This is a genomic window from Patescibacteria group bacterium, from assembly GCA_041665365.1.
Classification (GTDB): domain Bacteria; phylum Patescibacteriota; class Patescibacteriia; order UBA9570; family UBA9570; genus UBA9570.
Genome location: JBAYIY010000009.1, coordinates 1 through 13,701, shown reverse-complemented (window position 1 = coordinate 13,701; position 13,701 = coordinate 1). Strand labels below are relative to the sequence as shown.

Annotated in this window: 13 protein-coding genes and 1 tRNA gene; all 14 read left to right on the top strand. The window is 40.9% G+C overall.

Features of this window, described 5'->3' with window-relative positions; all coding sequences use genetic code 11:
- Positions 1–2 precede the first annotated feature (2 nt).
- Positions 3–482: a hypothetical protein gene (locus tag WCV88_04740; GenBank protein ID MFA6475472.1), complete on the top strand. Its 480-nt coding sequence runs from the start codon at positions 3–5 to the stop codon at positions 480–482.
- A complete protein-coding gene (nadA, locus tag WCV88_04735) occupies positions 418–1,380 on the top strand; it encodes a quinolinate synthase NadA (protein ID MFA6475471.1) in 963 nt (320 codons plus the stop codon). Before WCV88_04740 ends, nadA begins: the two co-directional genes overlap by 65 nt.
- Positions 1,377–2,228: a carboxylating nicotinate-nucleotide diphosphorylase gene (gene nadC / locus WCV88_04730; GenBank protein MFA6475470.1), complete on the top strand. Its 852-nt coding sequence runs from the start codon at positions 1,377–1,379 to the stop codon at positions 2,226–2,228. The genes nadA and nadC overlap by 4 nt, the downstream gene beginning before the upstream one ends.
- A complete protein-coding gene (gene nadB, locus WCV88_04725; protein MFA6475469.1) occupies positions 2,225–3,655 on the top strand; it encodes an L-aspartate oxidase in 1,431 nt (476 codons plus the stop codon). The genes nadC and nadB overlap by 4 nt, the downstream gene beginning before the upstream one ends.
- A 34-nt stretch (positions 3,656–3,689) precedes the next feature.
- Complete coding sequence (locus WCV88_04720; GenBank protein MFA6475468.1) at positions 3,690–4,199, top strand: hypothetical protein; 510 nt, start codon at positions 3,690–3,692, stop codon at positions 4,197–4,199.
- Positions 4,200–4,204: 5 nt separating this feature from the next.
- Complete coding sequence (locus tag WCV88_04715) at positions 4,205–6,151, top strand: proton-conducting transporter membrane subunit (protein ID MFA6475467.1); 1,947 nt, start codon at positions 4,205–4,207, stop codon at positions 6,149–6,151.
- Positions 6,130–7,062 carry an NADH-quinone oxidoreductase subunit H gene (locus WCV88_04710; protein ID MFA6475466.1) on the top strand — a complete coding sequence of 311 codons (933 nt, stop codon included), beginning with the start codon at positions 6,130–6,132 and terminating at the stop codon, positions 7,060–7,062. The genes WCV88_04715 and WCV88_04710 overlap by 22 nt, the downstream gene beginning before the upstream one ends.
- Positions 7,059–7,706: a hypothetical protein gene (locus WCV88_04705; protein ID MFA6475465.1), complete on the top strand. Its 648-nt coding sequence runs from the start codon at positions 7,059–7,061 to the stop codon at positions 7,704–7,706. The genes WCV88_04710 and WCV88_04705 overlap by 4 nt, the downstream gene beginning before the upstream one ends.
- Before the next feature lie 2 nt (positions 7,707–7,708).
- Positions 7,709–9,151 (top strand): proton-conducting transporter membrane subunit, encoded by a 1,443-nt coding sequence (locus WCV88_04700; GenBank protein MFA6475464.1) that lies wholly within the window; start codon positions 7,709–7,711, stop codon positions 9,149–9,151.
- A gap of 1 nt (position 9,152) precedes the next feature.
- Positions 9,153–10,628, top strand: coding sequence for an NADH-quinone oxidoreductase subunit C (locus tag WCV88_04695; GenBank protein MFA6475463.1), 1,476 nt, complete (start codon positions 9,153–9,155; stop codon positions 10,626–10,628).
- An 81-nt stretch (positions 10,629–10,709) separates the two neighbouring features.
- A tRNA-Pro gene (locus WCV88_04690) sits at positions 10,710–10,782 on the top strand.
- A 31-nt stretch (positions 10,783–10,813) separates the two neighbouring features.
- The gene (locus WCV88_04685; GenBank protein MFA6475462.1) at positions 10,814–11,179 is read left to right on the top strand and encodes a response regulator; all 366 of its coding nucleotides are present in this window, start codon (positions 10,814–10,816) and stop codon (positions 11,177–11,179) included.
- A 2-nt stretch (positions 11,180–11,181) separates the two neighbouring features.
- Positions 11,182–12,609: a TM0106 family RecB-like putative nuclease gene (locus WCV88_04680; GenBank protein ID MFA6475461.1), complete on the top strand. Its 1,428-nt coding sequence runs from the start codon at positions 11,182–11,184 to the stop codon at positions 12,607–12,609.
- Positions 12,610–12,663: 54 nt separating this feature from the next.
- Positions 12,664–13,701 (top strand): Asp-tRNA(Asn)/Glu-tRNA(Gln) amidotransferase subunit GatB (gene gatB / locus WCV88_04675; GenBank protein MFA6475460.1); only part of this gene is annotated, 1,038 nt, incomplete at its 3' end.

Sequence of the window (13,701 nt, the reverse complement as noted above, 5' to 3'; positions counted from 1 at the left end):
TTATGACATCATTATTTATTGGACGATTCCAACCTTTACATCTTGGTCACTTATCTGTCTTGAAAAAATTTTCCGGTACCATACTAGTGGGAATTGGTAGCAGTCAATACGCGCGTACGACTAATAATCCATTGTCTTTTGCCGAACGGAAACAGTGCCTTGAAATTGTTTTACCCGGTATCCCTGTTATTGCCATACCGGATATTCATGATGATGCCCATTGGGTTGATCATGTTAAGAAAACCGTGTATGCTGCTTACCCAAGTGGTTTCGATCAAGTAATTAGTGGCAATCGGTTGGTACAACTCTTATTTAGAAAGCAGGGCATTCCTGTGTTGGATCCAGCCGTGAGTGTGTCCATTGACGGTACAGTGATTCGACGATTGATCAAGCAACATAACGATATTTGGAAACATTATGTCCCATCAAGCATCCAACCAATCATCGAACCAGTCATTGCTGGAACGGGTATTGCAGCTTAAACAAGAGCGCCGGGCAATTATTTTAGCGCATAATTATCAATTGCCGGAAATTTATGATGCGGCCGATTTTATTGGTGATTCGCTTGAATTATCACGGCAAGCTGCCACCACCACGGCTGCAACAATTGTATTTTGTGGAGTGCATTTTATGGCCGAAACCGCCAAAATTTTGGCTCCAGAAAAAACCGTGTTGTTGCCAGATTTAGCGGCCGGTTGTTCTTTGGCCGATTCGATCACTGCCGATCAATTAGTGCAGTGGAAAAGTGAACATCCCAAAGCTAAAGTTGTTATGTATGTTAACACCACTGCAGCAGTTAAAGCCTTATCGGATTATTGTTGTACGTCATCTAACGCAGTTAAAATTGTGCGAAGTATTCCAGCCGATCAAGAAATATTATTTGGTCCAGATATGTTTTTAGGGGCTTACATTCAACGCATCACCAAGCGAAACAATTTACATATCTGGCCAGGCGAGTGTCATGTTCACGCCGGCTTTCGAGCGGAACATTTAAAAACCTTACAAGCTAAGCATCCTCAGGCTGAAATTTTATTACATCCAGAATGTGGCTGTATCAGTCAATGTTTATATATGATGAATCAAGCACAATTAACCTCAGCCAAAGTCTTATCTACTAGCGGCATGATCAAAGAAGTAACACAATCTCCGGCTAAAGAATTTATTATCGGCACAGAAGTTGGTATTATTGAACGCATGAAGCGAGCCGCGCCACAAAAAACTTATATCCCACTAAAAGACACGGCTATCTGTGAATACATGAAAAAGATCACCCTGCAAAAAGTTTATGATAGTTTACTGTACAATCAATTTGCTATCACTATACCCAATGACATCCAACAAAAAGCCAAACTAGCTATTGATCGTATGATTGCCCTATGAACATTAGTAGCTACTACGATCGCAGTAGTGAATTAACAATGACGCACCCGTGGTATCGTGAGCAAGTCGAACGCTATATAGCTGGAGCGCTCGCCAGTGATGCCTACTATGATAATACTTCTAAAAAATTGATTTCCCGTAACCAACAGTGTCAGGCGCAAATTATTCAAAAACAACCGGGTGTTATAGCCGGTTTAGATGAGGTTATTTGGCTATTAAAACGTGAAAATATTTCAGTAACTTTAGGTAAAAAAGCCGTGCTTTTAAAATTATCAGGTAATGCTAGAAGTATCTTAAGATGTGAACGGACAGTTTTGAACACTTTACAACGCTTATCTGGTATTGCCACACTGACTAAACAATGTGTGCAAATGGTGCAGGACAAAGTAAAAATTGCCGCCACCCGCAAAACGGCTTGGGGTGGCTTAGATAAAAAAGCGGTCAGTTTAGGAGGCGGCTTAACTCATCGCCTGCACTTAGGTGATGGTATCATGGTAAAAGATAACCATTTAGCCTTACTCGACCATGCCAGTCTAAAAAAGGCTAATTTCGGTAAACAATTGTGTGAATTAGAAATAGACTCAATTGCTCAATTAAAACGGGCGGTTGTGCAATATCCACAATTTCAAATCTTATTATTAGATAATTTCTCACCCAATAAATTGCTCTATGCCGTACACTGGCTAGCCAAACATAAACTTCGTAATAAATATATTCTTGAAGCATCTGGTAATATTAACCTGACAAATATAAAGATCTATGCTAAAACTGGTGTTGATGTTATTTCAATGGGTTTTCTCACCCATTCAGTTAAAGCCTTAGATATTTCTTTAGACATTATTCCATGAAGCGAGAGGTAATTATTATTGGTAGTGGTGTGGCTGGTTTGTATTGCGCCTTACATTGCGCTGAACATAGTCATGTCACTTTGATTACAAAAAATAAAATTATCGAAAGTAGTTCTAGTTATGCCCAAGGTGGTATCGCCGCTGTGTTTGATCCGCAAGACAACTTTAGTAAACATATTGCAGACACTCTTAAAGCCGGGTCTTATCATAATGTAAAAAAATCTGTCGAGTTATTAGTTAATGAAGCACCGGCTCAGATTAAAGAGCTAATCAAATTGGGAGTGGCTTTTAATAAGTCACAAGGCCAGTTGGATTTAGGGCGAGAAGGTGGACACAGTTATCGGCGCATTGTCCATGCTACCGATATGACCGGAAAAATTGTTGAGCAAGCCTTAATTGCTGCTGTAAAAAAACATCACGCTATTGCAATTCATGAATGGGAGTTTGCGCTAGATGTAATTAAAAAAAATAATCGAGTAATTGGCGTGCAAACCAATAAAAACCATTATTTCGCTGATGCTGTCGTGCTGGCTACTGGTGGCGCCGGTCAAATTTATCCCTACACCTCCAACCCTAGTGTCGTAACCGGAGATGGCATGGCGATGGCTATTCGCGCCGGTGCTAAAATGTCTGATTTAGAGTTTGTGCAGTTTCATCCCACGGCTTATTATCTACCTGGCCAACAACCCTTTTTACTCTCAGAAGCCTTGCGGGGTGAAGGTGCTCATTTAGTAAATCACCTCGGCCAAAGATTCGTCGCTGAATTAAAGCCGCGTGATTACGTCAGCCGAGCAGTATTTCGGCAACAACGCCAGGGTTTGGTCTATCTAGATTTCCGCCATGAAACTAAAGCCTTTCTCAAACAACGCTTTCCTGGAATATACAAAGCCTTAGCCAAAGATAATTTTCATTTAGAAAAAGATTTAATTCCAATTACACCGGTCGCTCATTACATGTGCGGTGGTGTTGTTACCGACACAGCCGGTCGAACCTCTTTGCCGGGTTTATATGCCATCGGTGAAGTCGCCAGAACCGGTGTGCAAGGCGCTAACCGGCTGGCCAGTAACTCTTTACTGGAGTGTTTGGTATTTGCTACTCGAGCCGCGAAAAATATTATATCTATCACTCCGACCAAAAAACACAAAAATATTCCTAATCATAATCATGCTGTTAAAATATTCAATAATAATTCAGATACTTTAATTGGTTTAAAACAACAATTACAGAATATCATGTGGGAAGCGGGCGGTATTGTGCGCACAAAGGCTGGCTTAGCCTCCGGCTTGGCCGCCATGCAGATTTTGAAAAAAACCATTAAACAGGAAGGTTCGCCAGAGTTATACAACATGGCCACGGTGGGGGAACAGATTTTACAGGCGGCCTTGCAGCGAACCAAGAGCTTGGGTTGCCATTTTAGAGTAAATTAGTTATCCTATCGGCACATCATGAATATTAGTCAATATGATTGGACTTTTTAAAAAAATTATCACAACAAAACCTACTGTTATTTCGGCACCAAACACTGTGGCTGAGCCAGATTTATTGGTTGTTGGCGAGGCCATAAATGAGCGTGTCAAAAAATTATTTCACGGTTCTTTAGCGATCAGACAAATTGATGCTGGGTCTGATAATGCCTGCGAACAAGAACTGGTGGCTCTCACTAATAGTTATTATGATGTGGAACGGTTTGGTATCCACTTTGTCGCCTCACCGAAACACGCCGACCTGCTCTTGATAACTGGGCCGGTGACGCGTAATATGGTCAAGGCTTTACGGCACGCTTACGCCGTGACACCTGACCCTAAGATAGTTGTAGCGGTGGGGGACGATGCTATTAATGGCGGCATTTATCGCGGATCATACGCCAGCGCTGACGGTGTGAACGATGTGATCCCAGTTAACTATTGCATCCCAGGGGATCCACCGTCGCCGCTCACCATTCTAACTCATTTACTCCGGATTCTTAATTAATCATCATGTTAAGTTTTATTTCATCTCCCACTGGTTTCATTATTTTACTGGCATTTTATGTCTGCGGTGCACTCGGGTCTTTAGTCTGCCAAAAAAATAATAATCTAGCCAATGGTTGGCAAAATGGTTGGGGAATTTTGGCGGCCGGTTGGGGAATTCTTTTTGCGATTGGTGCATTTAATAAAAGTCAGGCAGTGGTTTTAACCGCACAGTCGAGTTTGTTTCCATTGCTCTCAGCCTCATTTCACATTGATAAACTAGCGGCTTTCTTCATATTCATCATCTCTTTAATTGCGTTGTTTTGTTCAATTTACGGTCTGGGCTACATCAAACACTATTATAGTAAATATAACCTTGGATCTTTAGGATTCTTTTATCACCTTTTCATTGTTGGCATGATTTTGGTTGTGTCATCGAGCCAAGCCTTGTTCTTTTTGATGGCCTGGGAAATTATGTCCATCGCCTCATATTTTCTTGTGGTATATGATCGCAACGAACCGGGCAATATTAAAGCCGGTTTTATTTACTTGGTCATGACACACGTTGGGACGGTTTTTATCATTCTGGCTTTTTTATTAATGTACAAATTTACCGGTTCATTTGATTTTAGTACGATCAAATCTGGTGTAACTATGATCCCGGCGGTATATAAAGATATCATCTTTGTCTGCGCGTTAATCGGTTTTGGAACGAAAGCCGGCATTATTCCTTTTCATATCTGGTTACCTAGCGCCCATCCCGCCGCACCGTCGCATGTTTCCGCACTAATGTCCGGCGTCATGATCAAAACTGGTATCTACATGATGGTGCGGTTATTTCTGGATGTACTTATGCCGATTCCGGCCTGGTGGGGAATAACCATTCTCATAGTTGGGTCAGCCTCAGCCGTACTGGGTGTTTTATATGCGCTCACTGAGCATGATTTAAAGAAGTTGCTGGCTTATCACAGTATTGAAAATATTGGGATTATTTTACTCGGACTAGGTAGTGCCATGTTTTTTTCTTCTACCAACCATCTCGCCTTGGCAGTGCTGGCCTTAGTGGCAGCGTTGTTTCATACTTTAAATCATGCCACATTTAAATCTTTACTGTTTCTTAGTGCCGGATCGGTGATTAATCAAACGCACACGCGCAACATGGAAAAATATGGCGGGCTGATAAAGTTTATGCCGCAAACAGCTGTTTATTTTCTGATTGGATCAATGGCCATTTCAGCTTTGCCGCCATTTAATGGTTTTTTCAGTGAGTGGTTAACCTATCAAGCCTTACTGCAAGGCATGGGCACAGCCGATGTTTTTGTAAAATCATTGTTTGTTTTAGCCGCCGGTGCACTGGCTTTAACTGGTGGTCTGGCTCTGGCCTGCTTTGTTAAAGCCTTTGGCGCAACTTTCTTAGCGCGACCGCGTAGTTCAGCAGTAAGCCAGGCGAAAGAATCAACTTGGCCACTAAAGTTGGGCATGGGTGCGCTGGCTGTACTGTGTTTATTGTTTGGAGTATTTTCCAATAATATTATGTTACTTTTAAATAAAATCAGTCATGAAATTTTTGTTATACAAAAACTACCAGTTGATAAACTAGCCATCAATTTAAACACTGTCTCTGGGCCAGCTATTTTGCTTAGTTTAGTGCTGGCACTACTGGTGGTTTGGTTAATTATCCAAAAGTTAATTTATAAAAAACAAACTACAACAATTGGTGACACTTGGAATTGTGGTACAGATCCCACTGCCCGGATGGAAATTACGGCCACCGGTTTTGCCAGGTCAATCGTGCAAATATTTTCCTTCAGCACACCAACCATCTACCAAACATATTTTTATCAGCCACTCTATCACGTGGTCGTTAATATTTCACGGCGTGCTAAAACGATTCAAAGTGGTAATATCAATGTTTATGTGTTATATATCCTAATTGCTATCACAATAATTTTATGCTGGTCATTAGTTGGTTAATTCAATTACTCTTCATACCGCTATTATCTCCGTTAGCTTTGGGTATTATTAAAAAGATAAAAGCCAAATTACAGGGTCGTACTGGTGCCAGTATTTTTCAAATGTATCGCGATATTTGGAAGTTACTACATAAAGATGAAATTATTAGTCGTGAGGCGTCTTGGATTTTTCGGTTTGCACCATTTATTATTTTCTCCAGCACACTGGTAATTGGTGTTAGCATCCCATTATTCGCCGCTTTCTTAAGTAACCCATATTCCGGTGATTTACTGGTCGTGATCTACATGTTGGCGCTTGGGACGTTTTTTCTAGCCTTGGCTGGGATGGATACGGGGAGCGGGTTTGGTGGCTTTGGTTCAAGCCGGGAAATGACAGTTTTTGCTTTGGCTGAAGCCGGTTGTTTAACTGCCCTGTTCACAATTTCTTTAATCACCGGCACAACTAATTTATTTGCTATGTCCAACTCTGCCGCGTTATTGTCCGGCCACTTTTTTCTGCCGATAATATTTGCCCTGGCCAGCTATTTTATAGTGCTATTAGCAGAGACGGGTCGCTACCCATTTGATAATCCGGCGACTCATTTGGAATTGACTATGATTCACGAAGCGATGATTCTTGAATATTCCGGCAAAAGACTGGCCTTAATGGAATGGGCTGCGGCGAACAAATTCATGATTCTAGCGGCGTTAGGGGCTAATTTATTCTTTCCCTATGGCATTGCTCAGCAAACCAGCGGGTTAGCCATTATATTCGGAATTATTGTACTGCTGTTAAAAGTATTTGGGGTTTGTTTGGTTATTGCAATTATTGAATCAACCATTGCTAAATATAGATTTTTTCAATTACCCAATTTGCTGATTACGTCTTTCATCTTGAGTGCGATCGCCATTAGTTTATTACAACTGGTATGAGTATATTTGTTTTACAAGTTTTACTGGGAATAATGTTTTTAACCATTATTTCCTTACACCTAATTGAGACAAATTTTGGCACAGTAATAGCTTACGTGATTCAATCGGTCATTATTACACTACTGCTCCTTAATTCATTTTTTGAAACCAATAATTTTTCTTTACTCATTGTCGTGTTATTAACCCTGATCGTTAAAGTTATTTTGGCGACCGTCTTTTTTACCGGTCTAATCAAACGACTCAGTCTAAACTTTTCCGTCAGCAACTATTTAAGCATGCCACTGACATTGATTGTCATTGCCGTAATAACGCTGCTGGCACATTCCAATTATTTATCGGCTCTGACGAATATTATTCCGGCGCAGCATAGTTTATTAGCGTTATCCTTGGCCGCTATTTTTATGGCGATGTTTTTAATCGTTAATCGGAAAGATGCTTTATTTCAGGCCATTGGTGTATTATCTCTGGAAAATGGCATTGTCGCTTTTGCTATTTTTGCCGGCCTAGAACAATCGCCGGTCCTGCAAATCGGCATTATTTTTGATATTCTGATCTGGCTGGTTATTGCCACTGTTTTTATAAGAATGATTTATCAACATTTTGGATCACTCGATACCAGTTTAATGAAACACTTAAAAGATTAATTATGGCCATACTCATTATTCTAGTAGCCTTAGCCGGAGCCGCGTTAATTACTGTATTAGCGACTGACCGCCGTCTCATTGAAGGCGCTACACTACTCGCCGCCGTTATGGCTCTCGTCGAAGCTGTTATCGTGTCACAAACGGTGGCCGCTCTAGGCAGTTATGATGCCTTGACATTTTTTTCAGTTGATAGTTTGGGCGCCCTACTGCTGTTGATTATTGCCTGTATTAGTTTGGCGACCGTGGCTTATTCTATTCCGTACCTCAGAACGGAAACTGCTAAAAATATTATTAGTTATAAGCAGGTGCAACACTACTATTTATTACTCAATCTCTTTATGATGGCGATGTTCTTAGCGGTATCGTCGAGTAGTCCAATTTTTACTTGGATCTCAATTGAAGCAACTACCTTAGCCACGGCATTTTTGATTAGTTTTTATAACAAACCGACCGCTACCGAAGCCGCCTGGAAATATCTGATTATTAATTCTATTGGATTATTATTAGGCTTCTTCGGCACCTTATTATATTTCACGTCGATCGAGGCAAACCTGACTAGTGGGTTTATCAGTTGGCAAGGTTTGGCAATAGCCGCCACACACCTTGATCCGGTGATCGCACGCATCGCTTTTATTTTTGTCTTAGTTGGCTATGGCACAAAAGTTGGTCTTGCTCCCATGCATACCTGGTTACCGGATGCCCATAGCAAAGCCCCCGTACCAATTTCGGCACTGCTCTCGGGTGTTTTGTTGAATGTCGCTTTGATGGCGGTATTAAGATTTAAGTTAATTACCGACCTGGTGATTGGACCGGATTTTACCGGACACCTATTTTTATTATTTGGTGGTGTTTCAATTTTGTTTGCCGCACTGATTATTTTTACGCAAAAAAATTACAAACGTTTGTTAGCCTATTCCAGTGTTGAGAATATGGGAATTATATTGCTCGGCTTTGGTCTGGGTGGCTTAGGCGCACTGGCGGCGGTTTTTCACATGATGTACCACGCGTTTATTAAATCGGCTTTATTTCTAGCCTCTGGTACAATATTTTTAAATTATAGTTCTACCAAAATTGCCAATGTTAAGGGCGTTTTGACTGCCATTCCAATTACGGGTGGGCTATTTTTGGCTGGTTTTTTTGCCATTACTGGGGCACCACCCGTTGGTATTTTTCTAACCAAATTATCCATTCTTGCTATCGGCATCAAAACCTATCCAGTCAGTACCGTCCTGGTCTTGTTGCTCATGGCCGTTTTATTTATTGGCTTTTTAAAACACACCTCCGCGATGATGTTCGGTGAAAAACCAACTCAACTAGTAGCTACCAAAGAAAGTGTCTGGCTGATTCTACCACCGCTAGCACTGCTCGTTATAGTGTTATATTTGGGTTTTTGGCTGCCACCCTTTTTACAGATTTTAATCAATAATGTTGCGGTACAATACTAATATGATGCCGACAGAAATAATTAATGTTACACCTGAAAAATTACTAAATGTTGTAACAGAATTGATTACAGTTAAGCATCTAAGTTTGAAATTGATCACTGCCTCTGATGATAAAATCTGGTATGTATTTGGGGAGGTAATTTTGTGTCTGTCCATAGCTGATAACCAACATTTTCCGTCTTTATCCAAACTGCTACCCGCCGCCAGTTATTACGAAAGGAAGCTTTTAACCTTTTTTGGTCTTAAGGCCGATGGCCTGGCCGATCAACGACAACTTATTCTCCACGACAATTGGCCAACCGATAAATTCCCATTACGTAAGGATTTTAATTGGCAGACACGACCAGATAATGTTACTGCTGGACAATATGAATTTACCACGCTCCCAGAAGAGGGGATATACGAAATTCCCGTAGGCCCCATTCATGCTGGAATTATCGAACCGGGTCATTTTCGTTTTAGTGTTATGGGAGAAGCCATCAGGCTGCTTGAACCAAAGTTGGGTTACACTCATAAAGGCAGTGAAAAATTATTTGAACAATTGCCGCTTGATAAAACAATTAGCTTAGCTGAGAAAATTTCCGGAGATAGTTCTTTTAGTCATGCCTTGGCCTATTGTTTAGCACTCGAACAACTATCTGATACTACACCTCCAAATCGTGCCAATTACTTACGTGTGATCTATGCTGAACTTGAAAGACTAGCCAATCATTTCGGTGATATTGGTGCCATCATGTTGGATACTGGCTACAATTTTGGTGGAGCACATGGCGCCAGACTGCGGGAAAGAATTATGCAAATCAATCAGCGCTTAACCGGTAACCGGTTTTTACGCGGAGTTAATATTTGCGGCGGTGTCACACAAGATATTACTAGTGCTGCCGCAAAACTTTTGCGTGTTGAGTTGGTTGACATTAAACAAGATTTTATGGAAGTATTGGCCATTGCTAAAGGTAGTGGCACACTGCTTAATCGTCTCACTGGAACTGGTAAAATTACACAGGAGATTGTATTGCGCTGCGGAGCAACCGGTGTGGCTGCTAAAGCCACTGGTATTGCGCATGATGTGCGGATTGATTTTCCTTACGCGGCTTATACAGAAATTAAGTTACCCACCATTGCTACCGAGCAAAGTGGTGATGTCTATGCCAGATTTTACGTTCGTGTTAAAGAAGTATTTACAGCACTTGAATTAATTGACCAGGCTTTAAAAGCATTACCAACTGGGTCAATCAAACAAAAAGTAGGAGCATTAAAAAACAATTCCGTGGCCACAGCGCTAGTGGAGGGTTGGAGAGGCGAAATACTCTATTTTGTAACCACTGATAAAACTGGTACCCTCTCCCGAGTGGCACCACAGGATCCATCCTTCATTAACTGGACACTATTAAGTCACGCCGGCTTGCATAACATGGTGCCCGATTTCCCCCTCATCAACAAAAGCTTCAATTTATCGTACACCGGATACGATCTATAATTAAATGATACTTAAGTTAAGTTGCCATATTAATATAAATTAGGTAATCTGACCTCAGGTTTCCGCGGGTTTAGATGTAGGCGGGGTATGGCCCAATTGGTAGGGCGCACGATTCGGGTTCGTGAGGTTCCGAGTTCGAGTCTCGGTACCCCGACAATATGAAAAATCATTTATAATAAAAAAATATGAAAAAAATTCTCATCGTTGAGGATGAAGCGCCTTTGGCAAAAGTATTAAATATTCAGTTTCAGAATGCTAAACTTGACGTCACTATGGCCAAAGATGGCATTGACGCATTAGAAAAATTAAAACTCAATAAACCTGATTTAATATTATTAGATCTATGGTTACCAAAAATGAATGGTTTTTCTTTTTTAGAGAAAATTAAACAGACCGATGCTTATAAGAAAATTCCGGTGATAATATTTTCTAATCTGTCTGAGAAATCTGATATTACCAGGGGTTTAGCACTGGGAGCAGAGGAATATATTGAAAAATTATCTATCACATTAGAAGACTTAGTTAAACGGGTGCAACACCATTTGAAATAGGAATGCTGACCTTCAATCCATCTTTGTTTTTTCGTTACGCTACCTGTCCACATTGGATCTGGCGTGATCTGTATGGTGATCAATCCAAAAAGGGTGACATGCCTGAACTGGCCGCTAAATTATTAGAGCAGGGCGTGCTGCATGAAGATGACTACATTAAAGGTTTAGCAATAACATCAGTTGCGACTCAATTAGGTGAAGCTGGTTATATTGAAACTGACCGGCTGATGCGGGCCGGAACACCACTGATTTATCAAGGTTCAATTCGAGCTGTGCTAAAAGGAGTATGCTATCAAGGACGGCCAGATTTGCTTGAAAAATTACCTGGTAAATCAAAGTTTGGTGATTATTATTACCGGCCAGTGGATATAAAAAATTCTAAACGAGTCAAACCAACTCACTGGTTGCAACTTACCCTATATGCTTTGATTTTAAAGCAAATCCAAGGTGTGTTTCCGCAAGACTGTGAAATTATCAATAGTGAGTATCAGCGAGTACCAATTGAACTTAGTGAAATGCATCGAGTAAAAACCTGGAAAAAGATTAAAGAAATACTGGCCATCTTAGAAGGCAAAAAACCGCCGTTAAAATTAGTCAGCACCTGTAAACAAAATCCCTGGTTTAAAGAATGTATTCGTGAAGCCGAAGCGGTCGATGATATTGCTTTGATCTATAAACTAGATTCTCGCGCTCTGACCGCTTTTCGCACGCTGGGTATTAAAACTGTGCATGATGCTGCCAAGATTGATCTGGCCAGTTTACCGATCATCCCTTTCACAAGCGCAGACAGTTTGAAGCGAATAAAGTTACAAGCCCAAGCTTTGATCAATCATGATATTTATTGGCTGCAAAAACCAATTATCCCTGAAGCACCACTCAAAATCTATTTTGATATTGAAGGTGACCCTTTATTGCAAGTGCAATACTTGTTTGGTTTTTGGATAGTGGATGGTAAAAAACCGGGTCGATATGTCTATTTTATTGCCGAACAACCAGAAGATGAAGCTCACTTGTGGCAGGAATTTATAGATTGGATAAGAACATTACCCATTAACGGGTATAAAGTTTATCACTTTGCCGATTATGAACGCTCGCGTGTTTTGGGTATGGCCAAAACCTACGGTGGTGAAGATATCGTGGCACCATTTGTTGAAAATTTCATTGATCTGTGTAAAACCGTTCAAGAGTCAGTGATCTTCCCATTGTATTTTTATTCTATTAAAGATATAGCCAAATCAAAATTCTTAAACTATAAATGGCGTCATCCTAAGGCCGGTGGAGCGCAAAGTATTTTTTGGTACGAAAAATGGCTAGAAACCAAAGATAAACAAGTTTTGCAAGACATTATCGATTATAATGAAGATGATGTGATTGCCACTGAATACTTACATCGTTGGTTAAGTAATGCTACAGGCCTTAAGCGATTCTGAAGCTAGTAAAGAATAATTGACCGGTAATGTGATTTGTGGCAAACTAGCCTAGATATGGAGCAAACATACGAGGCGGTTATTGGGCTGGAGATACACGTTCAGCTAAACACTAAGTCGAAAATGTTTTCGGCTGATTCTAACGCTGATTCGTTAGAACCGAATGTATTTGTTAATCCCACCTCGTTGGCTCATCCTGGTACTTTGCCAGTGTTAAATGCCACCGCCGTTGATATGGGCATATTGGCGGGGTTAGCCCTTAATTGTAAAATTGCTGAATTTACCAAATTTGACCGTAAACAATATTTCTACCCTGATCTACCTAAGGGATATCAGATTTCCCAACACGATTTACCGCTCTGCAGTAATGGAAAATTGGTGATTTATCCAGATGATGCCACACCTTTAGAAATAGGCATTGAACGGATCCATTTAGAGGAAGATGCGGCTAAAAATGTTCATACTGCCACCGCCACGATGGTAGATTTTAACCGCGCTGGCTGCCCACTGATTGAAATCGTGACCCGTCCGGATTTACGTACACCAAAGCAGGCGCGCATTTTCTTACAAGAGTTACAAATGTTAGTGCGTTATTTAGGTATCTCTGATGCCGATATGGAAAAGGGGCACATGCGCATGGATGTAAATATTTCATTGCGTCCAGTTGGGGATACTGCTTTGTGTCCCAGAACGGAAATTAAAAACATGAATTCGTTTAAAGCGGCCGAGCAGGCCTTAATTTATGAAATAACCGAACAAACCAAGTTGTGGGAAAACCAGCAAGCGCCTGAGCAACAACGCACTTGTGGCTGGGAAGATACCACCGGTAAAACTGTTGAGTTACGCAGCAAGGAGGAAGCCGCTGATTATCGTTATTTTCCTGAGCCAGACATACCGCCTTTACACATTACTCAAGATCAAATCAATGCTATCTTTAAAAAGATTCCAGAATTACCCTTAGAAAGACGGGCGCGATTTCGTGAAGAATATTTTTTATCGTATTATGATGCTAAGGTTTTAACGGCCGATCCACGCGTCGCGGAATATTATGAAAATACGGTCTCTGAATTACGCTCCTGGTTAAGCTCGATCGAT